Raw genomic sequence first — 18,033 nt, 5'->3', positions numbered from 1 at the left:
GCCAGAACCATCATAGATTTCATGACCGACTGAGGCCTCCGCGATGTCGACGTGAACGCAGGCAATCTGAACCTCGCCATCGAATATGCGTACGGCCCGCTTCCAAGGGTTTGGCGCGACTTCGACATGACGGCGCTCGTTGAAGCCATCTCAGAGCGTTTTCCCAATTGGCGTTCTGCCGTGCAGGAACCGGACTGGAGCGCTGATGATGTATTGCGCAAAGTTCGAGAGATTTTGCATTTCCACGCGCTGGACGAAGCAAACGCCGAGATGCTGATGGCTCTGCCGCCACAGGCCCGTCCGAAAGACAGAGAAGCGGCCTCGGAATGGATTTTCGCGGAACTTCGAAAAAGGGGCCTCGAGACTGAGCTGATATTTGCGCGTCGCGATGGCAATACCTGTGGCGAGGCTGCACTTGACGTCGTGCGTTGCCTTGAGCAAGCCGCGCTGGGATTGGAGTATGAAAGAATCGGAACTAGGGTCGCCCGGACCTGGCGCAACCGGGTGTTGGCTGAGCGAGAAAATGCCGGTTGAAGAAACGCGTGAGCATGGATGAGCAAAATTTGCTCACACCGGCTGAGCCCAGGTCAGCGAAGTGAGCGACGTTATCCAAGCGTGTCACATGGCCTGGCTGCCCTACGTCTCCACATTTCTGTTGCGTGACAGCGATATCTTTAGCGCCAGCTCAAAAATGCGTTTGCTACAACCCGGGACGCTGCATAGCGACAACCCGACGGTGGCGAGTTCTGAACTGACTGGCGCCGCTGGATCACGCATTCGGCATCGGAGACAGGCGACTGACATTTCGATCCCATGCTTCGGCTCGGACTTGGGCACCGCTTTTACAATTCTTGTTCGCGCGACCTCGCTCCCGGTTTTGCCCTGCAGCGTCGAGCAAGGACCAACCGGCGCTGCCGTCGTTTGGTGCTAGGCCCACGCGCCGCCCGACATCACTGGCGCAGGATGCCAGTACAATCTTGGGCCTGAGACAGGCGACGACATGGACGAAGCAAGACGGCGCGGTTCACGCGAACAACGGGCCACAGAAGGACTGAGGCGCAATAAAGAACGGTTGTCTGCTCACCGTCGTCGACACCAGCATGATCGGCCGCGTGCAAGCGTTCACGACGCTGCTTACGGGCGCGTTCGGATTCGCGATCTATCTGTTGCCAGCGGTTGCGCCCGGCGTGTCCGAGGCGTCCCTGCATGTCGCGTGCGGCACAGCTATCGTGATCTTTGTCGGCGCGGTGTGGCAATAGGGAAAACGCTCTCAGGCGGCACGGAGCAGTTGAGCCGGCACCTGTGACGGCGTGGCGAACTCAAGCTGGGGGCGGCTTCCTTCGCGGCGGTCTTGTCAGTCGCGGCCATCTTTGGCGATTTCTTTGCTGGCTCCGGCGTTGTTGGGTGCGTCGTCCGCTCTGGCCAGCCTTCCCCCGAGACCTTCCGAACGTCAGCCACCTGTGTAGCTCCGCAGTTCGGACTCCCGCGCGGCAATGGAAACTGCCGTCCGGGCAACCAGGGAAAAATCGGCCTCATCGCTCCATGTTGCTAGAGTCTCTGCATCGCGCTCTTTTAGAGCTTGCGGCTCCGCATTGTCGCCACACCGTCTGCTGCTCGGCCATTTTGAACGCGACACGCTGGTCTCCCGACCGGCTTTTCTTGTACTATCACACCCGCAAAGAACGAAAAAATTGGGCCAAATTCTTGCACAAACTCGCGATCACTAACAGCGCGACGCCGCAGGACTTGAGGAGCAAAAAAAATAATGGGCTGGGGCTTTCGAAAGAGTATCAAGGTCGCACCGGGAATCCGCATCAATCTCAGCAAGAGCGGAGTCAGTACCTCAATCGGCTGGAAGGGATTCACCTACAACACGCGAGGCCGTGTTACGGCGAGCATCCCCGGCACGGGAATACGGTTCACGCAGAACCTAAAAGGAGCGCGGACGTCTCGCCCTGTCAGCTCGGTCGTAACGGGGAGCCGAAATCTCGATGCCGACGGCTCGGCGCAGCTGTCAAAGCGCGAGCAGGCAACTCAGGACCTCGTGCAGAAGGTTCAGGGACGTACCGCAGGCGCACTGGTCAACTACTTTTTCTCCCACGGCGTCTACGTGCGCGCCGAGGACTTGAGCGAGGCAGTGACGCTGGAGGACCACCAAGAATTCCTTCAATCGCTATCACGCGAGTTCGAAACCACGACAAACGCCATCCGACTCGCCGTCAATATCGGCTCAATCTCCCTCGCTGAGAAGGAGAAGGCGATGCGGGCGGTGTATGAGATCGAGAAACAGTGCTCCGAGCATCAAGGCCAGCGAGCAGAGCTGAGTCAGGCTGCGTCAGCCCTGCTGAGTGCAGTACGCAGCTTCCCGTCGATGCCCTCTCTGGTAAGCCCGCTCGTCATCGGATTGGTTGGCGCATTCATCACCTACGCGGTCAGTGCCGAGGCTGGCTTAGGCCTGACCGCTCTGGCCCTATTGTACGGCTATATCAACGCGTCGAAATATCTTCGCCAGCGCAACGCGACGTTGGCCAACGTCGAAGCCGCGGACCATCACTTCGACTCATTGTTTACCGCCGAAGTCACACCCCGACCCTCGCTACATATCGGCCGCGACATTGTTCGTCCAAAGGCGATCGGTTTTGCCGCGGTGACGCTCGTCGCAACGGTGTGCGCTGTCGTTATGCACTTTTCGCACCCAATTCGGGCCGTGGCCGACACCGTCGCATCAGACGGTTCCCGCAGTGCAGATACCGCCACTGCGCCTTCCCCTGCACCTGTCGCGGAAGAGAAGACCGCAGGCCTTTCGTGGATGATCGGCAAATATCCGTACGATCTCGTGAACGATCGCCGGTTCAGGGCCGCGTTCCAGGGCGTATCGCGCGCCGACTGGAAAAAAATCGGCGACCGCTTGACAGTTGTGAACCAGGCGGGCGTCGAGTCGAAAGACGGCTTCCTCGTAGGCGAAGGTTGCAAGGCTCACCAGTGCAACTCTGAGAAGGTAGCGTTCGCTATCAACGAGAGCACGGGCAAAGGCGTACTCATAATGATGGAGACGCCAGGAAGCTCTCCGGTTTTCACAACGTACCGTTGGAAGCAGCTGACCATCGGGCAGACCCCGCTGGCCGCTTGGGAGCAGCAGCAACTCGCGGATTCGATTATTCCGGGGGCGCCATCGTCGGCAGCAATGGCAACCTCACACGCTGCCCCATCCTTCGCAGCAAGCTTCGACTGCTCCAAGGCGCATTCGGACGCCGAGCATCTAATTTGCGGCGATGCGGAGCTTGCCGCCGCCGACGTCGAACTGGCTGGGATCTACGTAAAAGCCAAGGCTGCCGCGACGGACCAGCCGGCTTTCCGTGAGCGCACCCGCGCACAATGGATGTACCGTGAGAAGACCTGCCACGACCGTGAATGCGTCGCTCGCTGGTACGCCGACCAGAAGATTGCGCTCAACGAGATAGCGACGACTGGGGCGGTCGGGCCGTGAGCCGGCCAATCGCGAGTGCACACTCTGCTCCACCGTTTTGCCCGCCCCCGGTCGGCCTCACCTCCGGTACATTCGCGCATACATCGAGATGCATTGAAAACCGCCGACGTCATGAAATACGCATATCCGAGGGCACCGGATATGATAGCGCTCTAGCCAATTTCCGAGCATTTCACGAAGCCATGTCCGTCTATGTGAAGCCCCGCTGGTTAAGGGATTTGCTGCGCTTTCTGCCGCTAAAGAGCCAATTCGTTTTGTCCGGAAACGTTCGCGACCTCCAGGCCTGTGAGGTCGCACCCGGGGTGGTAACGGCGCAGTCTCTCGTGAGCACGCTGACCGACAATCTCAGGGAGACGGGTTACAGCCATTTGGTTGTTTGGAACCCTCTGTCCGGTTTTACTGTTTCGGAAGGCCGCGTGCCTCCTGTCGAGCAGGGAGATGAGACTCTGCGACGCCTCGGGCTGACGCCAGTCGACGGTGCAGCACCTGGTGGGATCGATGCGCTGGCAGCCTGTCTTGAGCGCCTGACCGCCCTACCCGGCCCGCCGCTAGCGCTGGTCGTGGACTTCGCCTCGCGAGTCGCTGTTCGAACGGAGTCTTTGAGCGCAGCAGAACATAGCCTCTTCACACGGGCGCTTGTGCTTGCGCACACGGTCAGCGCTCGTCCAGCCGGCGAACAACGACGTCCCTTTTTCAACACCGTGATCTGGGTCGTCGACAAGGAGGGCGACTTGCCTGACTGGCTGCTTATCGGCAACCCTCGAATCCGACATATCCCGGTATCCAAACCCGACAGTGCCGCCCGACGCGCGCTTTCGAGGGCACTTCTGCGCGGTGTGCCGGGCTCGCAGGAAGCTTCGCCGACAACCTTCGAGGAAGCCGAGTCGGCTTTTGTCGATGGAAGCGAGGGCCTTTTGCTTGCAGATATGAATGCGATCGCAACCCTCGCCCGCGTCGAAACCGTCTCCATCGAGAAAATCTCTGATGCCGTGAGGCGCTACAAGGTCGGCGTGACGGAAGACCCTTGGCTTCTGATCGGGCGCGACAAGATACGCAATGCCGAACCGGTTATACGCAAGCGTGTGAAGGGCCAAGCTCACGCGGTGACGCATATGCTTGACCTTGTCAAGCGCGCAATGACCGGCGTCGGTTCGCAGCGCAAGGGCAACCGGCCGCGCGGCGTCGCGTTTCTCGCTGGGCCGACAGGTGTGGGCAAGACCGAGCTCGCGAAAACACTCACCGGCCTTCTGTTTGGCGACGAGAGTGCCTATATTCGCTTTGACATGTCCGAATTCAGTTCGGAGCATTCCGACCAGCGACTCATCGGCGCACCGCCCGGGTACGTCGGTTATGACGTTGGCGGCGAACTGACGAACGCGATTCGGGAGCGGCCGTTTAGCGTCGTGCTTTTCGATGAAATCGAGAAGGCGCACCCGCGGATACTCGACAAGTTCCTTCAGATCCTCGATGACGGCGTACTCACGTCCGGTCGTGGTGACAGGGTGTATTTCTCCGAGGCATTGATCATCTTCACCTCCAACCTTGGTATCTACCGCGAGGACGAATTAGGCCAACGCGTGCCTAATGTGCTTCCCAGCGATTCCTTTGCGGAGATGGAGGAAAAGGTGCTCGGAGAAATCGAGCGGCACTTCAAGCTGGTGCTTAACCGACCCGAAATTCTTAACCGGATTGGCGAGAACATCATCGTTTTCGACTTCATCCGGGAGGACGTCGCGCAAGAGATTTTCGACCAGATGGTCCGGGTTGTGCTCGAGGACATTGCCTCACAAGGAATGCCAGTCGAACTCGATGAGCCTTCCAAAGTGGCACTTCAGCAGCGGTGCCTTGGCGACCTATCGAACGGTGGCCGCGGAATCCGGAACCAGATTGAGGCTCACCTTATCAATCCGCTCGCGCGAGGCCTGTTCGACCAGGATGCACAGACAGGCGACCGGTTCCTGATTACAGGTATCGCAAGTGGCGAGTTGCAGTTACAAAAGCTTTAGGCCATGAACATCCAACTGTCGCGCTTGCACTTTCCCGTTACGTCTTTGGGTCCGGGGCAACGTATCGGTATTTGGTTTCAAGGCTGCAGTATTCGCTGCCCCGGATGCATCTCGGCTGATACCTGGTCAGCCACAGGCGGAGACACCACACTCGAACGCGTGCTCGAGCAGGTTCGCGCATGGCTGCCGCACGCGGACGGCTTCACCATCTCGGGTGGAGAGCCATTTGACCAGCCGGATGCCCTCGTAACGCTTGTTCGCGCGCTTCGCGAGATGTCTTCCGGCGATATTCTCGTCTACAGCGGTTATCCGATTGAATCCCTCGCAGGCGTTCTTGCGCAGACCGAAGGTTGGATTGACGCGCTCATCACCGACCCATTTGAAATCGATGCTTCGCATACGCGACCGCTGCGAGGTAGCGATAACCAGCGCTTGCATTTGCTCACGGCGCTCGGTCGGGAGATGTTTTCGCAGTATGAACGCGACCTACGCGAGAGCGATAAGTCACTGGATGTCATGTTCGACGAGGACGGCAGCGTCTGGTTCGCGGGGATACCGAACCGGAACGATTTTCGGCGTTTGAGAGACCTATTGACGGATCAGGGCCACCGAGTCCAAATCAGCGCCGATAAAGCGCGAAACAAATAAGACAGGAAATATCAGCAATGATGCGTTTTTGCCCGAACTGCAAGACCGAGCGGTCTGTAGAGGAATGGTTCTGCGCAGGCACCGTCGCCGAGGCCAAGTGCAACTGGGACTTGTCCAGCCTGCCGATTCGAGCGCCGGGTTGGCGACCGCAGGAGGTCGTCACAGCTGAACACGCAAACAACGACAACAACGAAGCTGACCGCCCGGCGCAGGTCAGGCCGCAACTTCTGTGCACAAACGGGCACCCAATGAATGAGGGTGACCTGATGTGCCTTGAATGCGGGGCCGCCCCCGCGACGGCCACAGATGACCGGGACGCAGACGAAGCCGAGCGCGATGTCGGAGACGAAACAACGCCGTTGCCCGAGACGACCGAGACGCAAATCGAGGGATGGCGGCTCCTCAGGCAAATTTCCAATACCGACGGCGTGCGAGAGCGCTATGTAGTGCAGCACTGCGATACCAACCGACAGGCGGTGCTGACGCTCTACCGCGACGGTGCGGAGCCAGACCCATCAGTATACGACGTCGTCCGTCGCCTTCCGCGCGAGCACGTCCCTGAAATCATCGCGACCGGTCGTTGGAATACGCGGGCTTATGAAGTCGCCGAAGAGCTCAGCGGCGGCACGCTTGCCGACGTGGGTATCGCGATGCGGGACATGGCGACAATTCGCCATGTCGTGGACGAACTCGGACAGGCGCTCAACTCTTTCTCCGAGGCTGGTCTGCGGCATCGCGACATGCGGCCGGGCACGTTGCTTGTGCGCAGTCGGGAGCCGCTCGATCTTGTGATCAGCGGATTCGGGTCGGCACGGTTGTCGGAATTCGACCTCGACATCGTCTCGCCGCTCGAGACGACTCGCTACATGGCGCCCGAAGCCATCGCCGGCGGCGTTGCTGCTGCGTCCGACTGGTGGAGCCTCGGCATGATCCTGCTCGAGCAGCTGACAGAGGGTAAATGCTTCGAGGGTATCAACCCACGCGCGTTTCTGATTCACGTCCTGGCGAACGGGGTCACGTTACCAGACGACCTCGACCCCGCTCTTCACCTTCTCCTACGCGGTTTGCTTGCACGCGATCGCCATCAGCGATGGCAGTGGGCGCAGGTCAAGGCCTGGCTCGAAGGCAAGCAAGTCGACGCGCCATCTGCGACGACTTCCGAGGCTGATACGGCTGAAGGCGCAAGCATCTCACTCGGCTCACGGCAGTATCACAAGCCCACCGTGTTTGCACTCGCGGCTGCGGAACGCGAGAACTGGGACGAAGCCCGCGATCACCTGAATCGTGGCGTAATCGTCACCTGGGCGGAAGAAGCTGGCGTTCCGTCTAAGGAGCTCGCCGGCCTGCGTCAGGCTGCGCAACTTGACGGCGTTGACGACGACTGCCGTCTGATGATCGCACTCAAGCTTCTGAACCCGGAAATGCCACTTATCCTGCGTGGCGACATCGTCACGCCCGGATGGCTACTTCGAAACCCGCTCGAAGGCTATGACCTCGTGACGGGCGCGGTGCCCTCGTTCCTTGAGCGGCTGCACACAGAGACGTGGCTCTCGCGCCTTCGGCGCCGGGCCGAGGAAGTCCGCACGCGAGCACACAACCACGCCATCGAGCTCGATGAAGACATGGCGCGCATCGCGGTGCTCTCCACTTCGCGGGCTCAACTAGCGGCGCAATGGGAAGAGCGACGGCTCCTTCTGCCTGACTCCACTCATTCGGGCCTCTTGTCGCTCTCGGAACGCAGAATTGTCAGCGAAGAAGACCTCATCGTTCTTTTGAGCGCAAAGATCTCGCAGTTTCGGTCGGTCGAAGAGATTCTCAACCAGGCCGCTGATGTTGCTGAGCGGGAACAAGTTCTTGCGTTCGACCGGGAGGCGGCTCGGGCTGAGCTTGCGCTCTCCCGCACGGAGCTCTTCCGGAAGGTTGACGACCGGATCGCGGGTTTCGCTCGGACGGGCAATCAGTCTATTGACGAGTGGGCTGAACATTTCCGCCTTGAGCGCCGCTTGCCGTTGCACGAGGTGCTTGTCCTGCTCTCGGTGCCTGCGGAGCAGTGGCTGGAGCCCCAAAAGCAGCAGTACGTCTCACAAATCCTGGAGTTCTTCGAAAAGAAAGTCGCGACCACTGTGTTGCGCGGCCCCTTGGTGCGAATGACCATCGGCAAGACGACCGGCCGGGTTGATGTCCACGAGTTGAACGGCGAGCGTTACTCGAGCGCCGCGCTGCTGGAGCACCTGCTACAGCGCAATGCGCAGTCGGTCTCGGTAGACCCTGCTGTTTTGGGCGCCAATGCGACGCTGGAGAATCGGCTGAATACGCTGTACAGACAAACATCTCTCTACAAGCGGGATACCGGCATTGACGGCCTCTACCTCGGTTTCCCGTTCCTGCACTACAAGGATGGTCGGAGCAGCTCACGCCCGCGCATTGCTCCCGTTTTGCTCTGGCCGGTCAAGCTGCTCATGGAGCTTGGCGCTCGCGGTCAGGTTGCACTGGCATTCGACGGAGAGCGAGAGGAAGTGCGGCTGAACCCGGCGCTCGAAGGGTTGCTCGGGCGGGACTCGGTCAAGGCATGGCGGGCCGCAGCAGACGACGTGCTCGGACGGTCCGCGCTCAAGGTTGCCGATGTGGTCGACGCCTTCGGATTGCTGGCAAGTCCAGATCGCCGCCAACTCGGCGCCCTGCCTTCTCCCACGGCCGACGTGCCGGTGGGCGAACTGCGGATTGCGTGTGCCGGCGTCCTCTTCCACGTGGACTTCGCGGGCCAGGCCATCGGTGAAGACCTACGCCAGTTGAAGGTCTTGTCGCCCTCCGGGACCGCGCTCGAATCGATGCTCCGTCTCAAAGACAAGTCGGCCTACGAGGCGCCCGAAGCGTCAGCCATCGAAATCGAGCGCTTTCTGACCGTCGCCAGCGACCCGTCGCAGGAATCTGCAGTCATGCAGGCCCGGCAAGGCCCAGGTCTGCTCGTCGAAGGCCCTCCCGGAACCGGGAAGAGCCAAACCATTGTCAACATGGTTGCGGACGCGATTGGACGCGGTAAGAGCCTTCTGATCGTGTGCCAGAAGCACGCTGCACTGGAGGTGGTACATAAGCGGCTTGTTGCGGAAGGGCTCGGCGACCGCATAGTCATGGTCAATGACGTGAACAAGGACCGGGAACCGACGATCAGAGCTGTCCGAGAGCAGCTTGACGCCATCATTCGGGGTTCGTCATTTGACAATACCTGGGTGCGTCAACGCGAGCGCATGGCAGCGAGAATCGAAACGCTGGAAGGCGAACTCGACCGACAACATCAAGCGCTCCATCGCGTAGACGACTCGACAGGTCTGAGCTATCGCGCCCTACTCGGGGAGTTGATTCAGCTTGAGGCCGGCTCCGCGCCTGTTAGCGTGCCGCAGCTTCGAGCAAAGCTCGCCGGACTGGACATTTCAGCGCTGACGACGCTCGAGGAGCAGTGCGCCCCGCTCGCGCGTTATTGGCTCCCGGCCAAGTTCGAAGGCAGCGCGCTTGCCCAGTTGAAATCGTTTGCGACCGATCCTGCAACAATCGAGGAATTCAACGCCATATTCGCGAGCTTCCGCGAGGCCGAGCAGTTACGTGTCGACACCCTCGCCGCCCATCCGGCTCGCTTCGATGTCGACGACCCCGCACCGTATCGAGCCTGGCTCGATGCGAACGCAGGCCGCCTCGTGAGCCTCGACGAAACGCAGCGCAAGCGTCTCGCCCAATGGTTGCCCTTGTTCCGACCGGCCGACAAGGCCGACGCACCTGGCCATGAGCACTACGCCGCGCTGAAACAACTCCATGAGGAGTTGCTGGCAATCGATGGTGCCGCCTTCGACAAGACGCTATCGCCGGCGCTCGCGCAGTTGGCCAATGCAGAGCTCAACGACATCGAAGCACGGGCGGCACTGGCAACCAGAGTGCCGACGTTTTTCAGTCGACTCAACCCCGCAACTTACATCAGACGGGGCGGGCTTAAAAAGTACCTTGCGAGCTGTGGTGCTCCAACGACTGACGATGCGCTTCGTGTGCTTCTGGCCGCCGCACGCCTTGAGCAGCAATGGCGTCCGAAACGCGAGGCGTTGAACGCCACCAGCCGCTCGTTGCACCTGGACACGGTAGAACCGGCATGCGGGCCGACACTCACCGAAGAATGCCGTACCCGCCTGCGCCAGCTCGAAGAGGTGCGCGAGCTCGCCCAGCATATTTCGATTGCCCCGCGTGGAGACGAATTCGATTCGGCGGTGATGACGGGCGACCAGGCTCCCGTGAAACAGCTGCTCGACGGCTTTGAAACAGCCTTCGTTCGTTACAACGCCCGCCAGCACGGCTTTAACGCGCTGAGTGGACTCGAGGAATGGGTCTCGCCAGAACTGGCTGATGCCTGTCGCCGCGCGATTTCAGAGAACGTGAGCTACCAGGCGCCCCTAAACCGTATCAATGACGCGCTCGCGACGCTGGCCGCATATCAGCAGTTCCGCACGCGTTCAAAGCACGTCAATGCGCAAGCTCTTGAGGTGTTCGCAGTGATGCGAACCCACGAGGCGGCTCTCGCGAGTGTTCCGTCCGAAGATCTTGATTGGGAGGTGCGGCGCCTCATCAACCGCGAGGCACGCCTAGGCTGGAAGCGTCGCTTCGAGCAAGAGAACCCAGAACTGCTTCTCGACCAGACTGAGACGGCTGTAAAGGTTGAAGGCTTGGCGGGCGCCGACGAAGAAATGCGTCGCCTCAATCGCGAGGTGCTTCGCAACGGGATTGACCGCAGCAAGCTTGGATCGGTGCGTGACTGGGAGGCCGTCACCCGACTGAGCGGCCGACGGTCCCGTCGCCTGCGGGAGTTTATTGAACTTGGTGCCGGTCTTGGCCTGATGGCATTGCGCCCGGTCTGGATGATGAATCCTGACGTGGCTAGCCGCGTATTGCCGCTTAAGTCGAATCTGTTCGACTCAGTGGTCTACGATGAGGCATCACAGATGCCGGTCGAGTACGCCATCCCGACGCTCTTCCGGGGCGGTGTCTCCGTGGTGAGCGGTGACGAAAAGCAGATGCCGCCAGCCAAGTTCTTCTCGGGGCGCACGGACAACGACGAGACCGAGATTTACGACGGCGAGCAGCCTGATGAGGACGCTACCGAGGAAGAACGCGAACTCTTCGAAGACACCTGGAACCGACGGGAGATTAAGGACTGCCCCGACCTGCTCCAACTGGCACGCAGTTCCCTGCCCGTTACCACGTTGCAGATTCACTATCGCTCTGCCTATCGTGAATTGATTGGTTACTCGAACGCGGCGTTCTACGACAACGAGCTCAGCGTGCCGGTCCGGCATCCTGAAGCGACGATCCGGGAAGTCAAGCCGCTGGAATTGATTGCGGTGAACGGTATCTATGAACGGCAGACGAATTCCGACGAGGCGGATCGCGTGGTCGAGTACCTCGCGGCACTCTGGAAGCTGCCTTACGATCAACGTCCCTCAGTCGGTGTCGTTACGTTCAATCTTAAGCAGGCCAGCCTCATCCAGGAACGACTGGAGATACGTGCCGAAGAGGACGAGGAGTTCCGAAATGCCTACCGCGAAGAGAGCGATCGCTCCGACGGTGGCGAAGACATGGGCGTGTTCGTCAAGAACGTAGAAAACGTCCAGGGCGATGAGCGTGATGTCATTGTCTTTTCCACTACGTTTGGCCGCAACAGTCAAGGCGCGTTTAAGCGATTCTTCGGCGTGCTTGGACAAAAAGGCGGTGAACGTCGCCTGAACGTCGCTGTGACTCGGGCTCGACAGAAGGTCGTGCTTGTCACATCGATGCCCATCCGGGATATCTCCGACATGCTCAACACCAAGCGCAAGCCGGCCATCCCGCGCGATTACCTTCAAGGCTATCTGGAGTATGCGCGTGCAATGTCCAATGGGGAACTGCCGACCGGCCGGGCGCTTCTTGCCCGGATGAGCAGCGAACGCGCTCATTTGAAATTGCAGGAAAGCGGCGATACCGACGGCTTTGCAACGGATGTCCTCGAGTATCTGCGTGGGCTTGGACTGTCGCCCGTTATCGCTCAGGAAGGCGACGCCTTTGGCCTTGACTTCGCGATCGCTGACCTGGAAACCGGCTTGTACGCCATCGGCATTGAATGTGACGCCCCGCGCCACCACCTGCTCCAAAGAGCTCGGGCACGTGAAATCTGGCGACCGTCCGTTCTGCGGCGGGCCATACCAACACTGCACCGCGTTTCATCGCAAGCGTGGTATCACGATCCAGCGGCAGAAAAAGCTCGTCTGAAGGCCGCGATTGACGCCGCCCTGAAAACGGAGGTAGCAGCATGAGTGGGCCGAAAGTAGTTCGAATCGTCACGCGCGAGGAGGTTCTTGCTATCTGCGAAGCACATCTTCACCGGCTCGATGAGGTGATTGCCGCATGGACAGCATCAGGGCAGCGTATTAAAGAGCTTTCGGCTGAGGAGATTGTAGCTACTCACGAGCGTCGAAAGGCACTCGGTGCATTGATTGCCAAGGATGCTTTCATGGAACTGCAGAAGAAGGTTCCAGACGAAATCGCGTTCCTGAAGGCAGACGTCACACGGCGGCAACGTGCTGCGATCGAGAAAGCGGAACAGGCGGCAAAGCGTAGAAGGCAGGGACGCGATAGCGCGACGACCCTCATGGGCGCGCTCAAGTCCAAAGGCATCGTGGTGCCGCAGGAACTCGCTTCAAAGCTCGACCTCATCGCATCGGGCGAGGATGTCGCAAACGCGGATACGCTGCTCGCTCAGGGATTCAGCCTTCTCGTACCGGAGTCATCGCAGACTATCAGCGAGGCGCAGCAAAAGCTGGCGAGTAGCCTGTTGGGCGACGATACGGCTCAAGACTTTGGCGAGTGGAAAGCGACGAAACTTTCGCGCTCGAACAACCTTCTTTACGACCGTGTCGACCGCCAGGTTGCCGAAGCGCAAGTGTTCCTTGAAGACGCTGATGTCGCAAAATTTGCGGCCAAATTGCGCTCGATCGAGACCGAGGCAAACGAACAGCGTCGTAACCTCTTGCTCGATAGTCTGATACTCGACCTCTCTAGCGCTGTGGATACGTCTCGTGCACATCGTTCAGCGATCGAAGAACTGCAAGAGCTCGCGGCTGAGATCGGCGCAAACGCGTCCACCGAAGCCACAACTCTGCTTGCCCGTGTTCAGCAGTGCGGCCCCGCAACATCATTGCAGGCGATTACGCAGCTTGCCGAGCAATGCAAGAACCTCGTTGCGCAAGAGCAGCAACGCCAAGCGGCGCACGCACGCCGCGACGCAATTCTAGCGGGCTTGGCGCGTCTCGGGTACGAGGTCAACGACGGCATGGAGACCGCGTGGGCGCGCGATGGCCGCGTCGTCCTTAAGAACCCAGCCTTGCCTGGTTACGGTGTGGAAGTCGGTGGACAAGCAAAGTCGAGCCGACTACAAGTTCGCGCTGTAGCGCTATCCGCAAATCGCGATGTCGCCCGCGACAAAGACGTCGAAATGCTTTGGTGCGGGGATTTTGGCCGACTCCAAGAGTTCCTCGTTGCCGAAGGCGATAGTTTGCTCATTGAGCGCGCAATGGGTGTAGGTGAGATCCCACTCAAAGTCATCGGAGACTCGGGAACCGAGACCGTATCAGTCGAAAAGCAACACTCGCTACGCTAATCGGACAGAAGCAAACTGGCTGCTCGACCTTGAACGTAAGCGCGCATTAGACGGCGTCCCTTGCGCACTGCCATGCGACATACGTGGCCAGAAGACACTGGAAGGTTTCGACTTCGACCGGCTGCGCAACCTTAATCGCGCCGTCGTCCATGATCTGGCGACCTGCCGCTTCATCGATGAGAAGGTCAGCGTGCTAATCGCCGGTCCGTGTGGAACGGGCAAAAGCCATCTGGCGCAGGCACTGGGCCACTCCGCCGCCCGGCAAGGTCACGATGTCCTGTTCATGACCCAGACCCGGCTTCTCGGCGCGCTACGCAATGCGCAAGCCGTCGGCTCCTACGACCGGCGCTTCCAGGCGCTTGCCAAGGTACCGCTACTCATCATTGACGATTTCGGGCTGAAACCCATGCGCACGCCCGAAGATGAAGACTTCCACGATCTGATCGCCGAACGGTACGAACGTACATCCACCGTGCTAACCAGCAATCTTGATTTTACGGAATGGGGTGATGCGTTCGCGACAAACAAAATGCTCGGCGCTGCAACGCTTGATCGCTTGCGACACGCGGCATACCGCGTCGTGCTCGACGGCGAGAGCTACCGTGTTCCACGCCCGATGCCCGAGACCAACAAATCAGCACTTGCGAAAGGAGGTAAAAACAAGGATTCTTGATCCCCGTTCGAGCCCCGAATCAGGCGCCCTTCGCTGGCGCCATTACGCCGAAAACACCCGGCCCCTTTACGGCGAAAGGCAACAACGCGAACCTGCTGCGGCACGATATCGAGTTGCTCGCTGATCTCGGCGCCGATCTCGACCAGTGCGTGGCCATCGTGTGCGCAGACGCGTTCTGATTCGGGCAACTCATGGCGCACGACCTCGCGAGGCAGCATCGGGTCTAACGGTTTGCGCCCACGCTTCCTGCGTTCATGCGCGCCGACTTCGACGCTCTGTTCAGTTTCGGCCTGTTGCGCCGGCTCGCATCCCGTTGCGAGGGCTTCTGCTTCGTTCAGGAAGAGGTCGCGTTGCTCAGCACCGCGCACTTCGCTCCTGGAAGCAAACAACTGCCGCTGATAGGCCTTAAGTCTCTCGCGCAACAAATCGCGTTCGACTGTCACCACACGCAACTCGCCCTTCATGGCAGCGAGTTCTGCGCGCAGCGCCTGCAGTTCGTCGGTAGAAGAAGAGGATGATGGCGGCATCGCTGAATTAGACCAGCGATGCCGGTTCTCGTTTCAGGTCACGCGCTGATAATAACGCCTCGGATGCGCGCGCATCGCTTCGATGTCGATGCCGTCCAGTAGCCAGTGAAGTTGCTCTGTTCGCAGCATGAGCACCGCTTCCTTGCGCGGCCATACGAAGCGGTCCTGCTCGAGGCGTTTCATGAGAAGCCAGAAGCCGTTACGGTCCCACAGCAGCATCTTGATGCGGTCGCGCCGCTGATTGCTGAACACATAAACCGCACGCGCGAATGGATCGAGCTTCATTGACGCTCGACGATGGCTGCGAGACCGTTGATGCTCTTGCGGAAGTCCACGGCGTCACGATGCACATAGACTTTCAGTTCATCGTCCAGGCGGAACATCGCACCGTCCAAGCGTCTCGATCATGGCCGATAGCAACGGCGCGTCATTGTTGGTGCATTCAAACCGGAGTGTGACGCCGTTGGGCATCTGCACCATCAACCGCGCCGAAGTGGGCGATGACGTCCTTGCTGCGGGGGTGTGGCGGTGTGCCTTCGTGGATGCGGGCGCAACCACCGCTTCGTGACTATCGACTTCGACTACCGGAACGAAAGCGGTGCCAGTCGGCGCCGGCTTTAGGGACGTGCCAGCCAGTCGCTGCTGATGCAGCTTGATCCACTTGCGTAGCAAGTTGGCGTTGACTCCATGCTTGAGTGCGAGTCCGGCGACCGAAGCGCCCGGCTCAAGACACGCTTCCACCAACTTCTGTTTGGTTTGCCGATCATATCTGCGCTTGCCGTCCCGACCAACGTTGACGACCTTCAACCCGGTCGTTTCTGAGTGCTCTTCTGTCATGAAAGGTGTCCACTGATTCGAAACAGTGGACATAGCCTGCGCGCTCAGATCAAACAGTTCCAGACGTCCATTTCTGCGCGCTTACCCTTGAACTACGGTAGCGGAAAACTCTCACTCGTATTGCCAAGAGCGCACCGACGGCGCATGCCGCCACGAGAGAGCGATCGAGCACGAGGCTGGCATCGACGCGAAGTTGAGCGCCGGGCCAGCAGCGAGAGGACCGAATCACACTCCGCACAGCAGATCACGCGAGAGCACCGATGACAGCGTACACCGCGGCGCCATTCCCCGGGATGCCAGTCGGCAACGCGAGTTGCATGCGCGACGCAGACATCCGCTCGTTGGCCGCCAGCTACGCAGTGCCCCCAGGCGAAACATGCACGACACTGGCCCTCGGAGCAGACCGGTGATGAGGCACACGCGCCCCGTCACCAAATGCATGCGCTTGCCGCCAACGGGAGATGGACGCTCGCTGCAAGCATCCTCTCCTGGCTGCCAGCCGCGCAGCGGCCTTTGATGATGCACGCAACCAGGGGGAAGCATATCCTTACGCAAGCATATGCTCTTGAGATTGCGCACACGTTAAAAGAAACAAGCTCAATCGAGAATAGAAGCACACGCTCACGGAAGCGGATCCTTAGTGAGCATATCTTCCTTTAGGGTAGCTAGGAATAGCCGGGGCCCCTGCCAGACACCGCAGGTTCCCCTTCCACCATCTCGTTCTGAAATGGCTCCGACAGACTTTGAGGTCGCGGCTCTCTATTCGCCACCGCCCGGACTATTTCAACCTACCCCCGTGGTAGTCCGATTTCCCCAGCGCGCCACCGGTCGCACCCGTCCATGCTGGAGGTCACCGCCGAAGCTCTTCAGTCGGAAGAAGCGGCATTAACGTCGGGCGGCTCGGTGCTCGGCCGACGCGTGACTATCGATGTATAACACCAAAATTGCTTAATCGCCAATCGAAGATCGAGCCAAAATTCGCCCTGCGATTTCATTCCAACGAAATCTTCCTTTATTCGATGAGTGTTTTTTTAAAACACTTCTGGCAAAGAATTTTGTACCAATACGAATTCCCGTTAGAATCGCTTCGGAGCCGTTCGCCGCGTGCACAGACGAGACTCACGCAGTCAGCAAGACGCTCGGGAATCGCATGGATTGCTGTTCACTGCAAAGATGGGTATTTCCTAAATCCGCTGGCTCTTGGGTCGGGACCGGCCGTGATGCTGGATCGGCCTGAACCGTCGTGCGATCCATATCTATGATCAGGGCGGCCACTCCCTGTTCAGCCACAGACGACTCCGAAGTGCGGCTCAAGCCGTCGCCGTCGAATTCGCCTCAGCGCTTCCCTGCTCAGCAGTCGACGGCGTGACCTCTGCAGTCGTCGGCGCTTTCTTCGCCGGCACCTTCTTGCCAGCAACTGCACTCTTCTTCACTGCCACCTTCTTCACGGTGGCCGTCTTCGAGGCTGCTTTCTTTGCGGCCGGCTTCTTCGTCGCTACCTTTTTACTGGCAACCTTCTTTGTCACCGCCTTCTTCGCCCCGGCCTTGTACGAAGCTCCTTTCTTAGCGGCGGTCTTCTTCCCCGGAGCGGCGTCGGACACCTCAGGCGCCTCAGTAAGCTTGTCGATAAGAAATTTTGTTCGGTCTTTGGCGCTGGCTAACCATGCTGGAGCTTTACCACGGCCACTCCAGGTCGCCCCACTTTCGGGGTCGCGATACTTCGGAGCCTGCGGTCCGCGCACATAGTTCCCAGCTTTCGGTTGCTTCGATGCGGCGACCGGCGGAGTGGTCGTATCAGCATCGATCAAGAAGCGATTCCGGTTCTTGGCGTTCGCAATCCACGCTGGCGCGCGGCCGTGACCAGTCCACGTCGCCCCGGTTTTTGGATCGCGATATTTCTCAGCTCCTGCGTGTTTCGCAGACAACTGCGAAGACGGCGCCTTCTGACCTCGACCCGATTTGCCATAGCTTTCAATATGGGCAATCGTCACGCCATGTTTGTCCATCAGACTTCGAATCTCTGCGAGCACCTTGGACGATTGCTTCTTGGCAATTTCCGCTGCCTGCTCCTGTAGCTTTTGTATCTTTGCCTGAATTTCGCTCAGCGTTGCCATAGCACCCCTCCTTATGTATGCGATGGTCGCACTATGCCACACCATTCTGCGAAATGTCAGTCGTTTAGGAGCGTT

11 protein-coding genes and 1 pseudogene are annotated in these 18,033 nt (G+C 59.5%); 8 read left to right on the top strand and 4 right to left on the bottom strand.

The annotated features are described in order from the left end of the window. Window positions 1-51: 51 nt before the first annotated feature. From HWX53_RS27645 to istB, 8 genes are all read left to right on the top strand, one after another. Window positions 52-534, top strand: coding sequence for a hypothetical protein (locus HWX53_RS27645; protein WP_244140081.1), 483 nt, complete (start codon window positions 52-54; stop codon window positions 532-534). A 566-nt stretch (window positions 535-1,100) separates the two neighbouring features. Continuing rightward, entirely contained in the window at window positions 1,101-1,259 is a 159-nt protein-coding gene (locus HWX53_RS11805) for a hypothetical protein (protein ID WP_175941018.1), read from the top strand. A 506-nt stretch (window positions 1,260-1,765) separates the two neighbouring features. Beyond that, window positions 1,766-3,487 carry a DUF4236 domain-containing protein gene (locus tag HWX53_RS11800; RefSeq protein WP_175941017.1) on the top strand — a complete coding sequence of 574 codons (1,722 nt, stop codon included), beginning with the start codon at window positions 1,766-1,768 and terminating at the stop codon, window positions 3,485-3,487. Window positions 3,488-3,669: 182 nt separating this feature from the next. Continuing rightward, entirely contained in the window at window positions 3,670-5,493 is a 1,824-nt protein-coding gene (locus tag HWX53_RS11795) for an AAA family ATPase (RefSeq protein WP_175941016.1), read from the top strand. 3 nt (window positions 5,494-5,496) lie between these two features. Then, window positions 5,497-6,141, top strand: coding sequence for a 4Fe-4S single cluster domain-containing protein (locus HWX53_RS11790; protein ID WP_175941015.1), 645 nt, complete (start codon window positions 5,497-5,499; stop codon window positions 6,139-6,141). Window positions 6,142-6,158: 17 nt separating this feature from the next. Continuing rightward, window positions 6,159-12,464: an AAA domain-containing protein gene (locus HWX53_RS11785; protein ID WP_175941014.1), complete on the top strand. Its 6,306-nt coding sequence runs from the start codon at window positions 6,159-6,161 to the stop codon at window positions 12,462-12,464. Continuing rightward, window positions 12,461-13,807, top strand: a complete 1,347-nt coding sequence (locus HWX53_RS11780; protein WP_175941013.1) for a hypothetical protein — start codon at window positions 12,461-12,463, stop codon at window positions 13,805-13,807. The genes HWX53_RS11785 and HWX53_RS11780 overlap by 4 nt, the downstream gene beginning before the upstream one ends. Next, a complete protein-coding gene (istB, locus tag HWX53_RS11775; RefSeq protein ID WP_279612491.1) occupies window positions 13,731-14,480 on the top strand; it encodes an IS21-like element helper ATPase IstB in 750 nt (249 codons plus the stop codon). Before HWX53_RS11780 ends, istB begins: the two co-directional genes overlap by 77 nt. 68 nt (window positions 14,481-14,548) lie before the next feature. On the opposite strand, the pseudogene HWX53_RS11770 reads toward istB, so the two are convergent. The 4 genes and pseudogenes from HWX53_RS11770 to HWX53_RS27900 all read right to left on the bottom strand — a co-directional run. After that, window positions 14,549-15,007, bottom strand: a pseudogene (locus HWX53_RS11770) (IS66 family transposase zinc-finger binding domain-containing protein); the annotation flags it as partial. Between the two features lie 33 nt (window positions 15,008-15,040). After that, window positions 15,041-15,292: an IS66 family insertion sequence element accessory protein TnpB gene (gene tnpB, locus HWX53_RS11765; RefSeq protein ID WP_175941012.1), complete on the bottom strand. Its 252-nt coding sequence runs from the start codon at window positions 15,290-15,292 to the stop codon at window positions 15,041-15,043. A 78-nt stretch (window positions 15,293-15,370) separates the two neighbouring features. Continuing rightward, window positions 15,371-15,844: a transposase gene (locus tag HWX53_RS11760; RefSeq protein ID WP_175941011.1), complete on the bottom strand. Its 474-nt coding sequence runs from the start codon at window positions 15,842-15,844 to the stop codon at window positions 15,371-15,373. A gap of 1,310 nt (window positions 15,845-17,154) precedes the next feature. Continuing rightward, window positions 17,155-17,958: an H-NS family nucleoid-associated regulatory protein gene (locus HWX53_RS27900; RefSeq protein ID WP_175941010.1), complete on the bottom strand. Its 804-nt coding sequence runs from the start codon at window positions 17,956-17,958 to the stop codon at window positions 17,155-17,157. Between the last annotated feature and the right edge of the window lie 75 nt (window positions 17,959-18,033).

Source organism: Caballeronia sp. BCC1704 (genome assembly GCF_902833455.1).
Lineage (GTDB): Bacteria > Pseudomonadota > Gammaproteobacteria > Burkholderiales > Burkholderiaceae > Caballeronia.
This window is presented reverse-complemented; position numbering and strand designations above follow the sequence as displayed.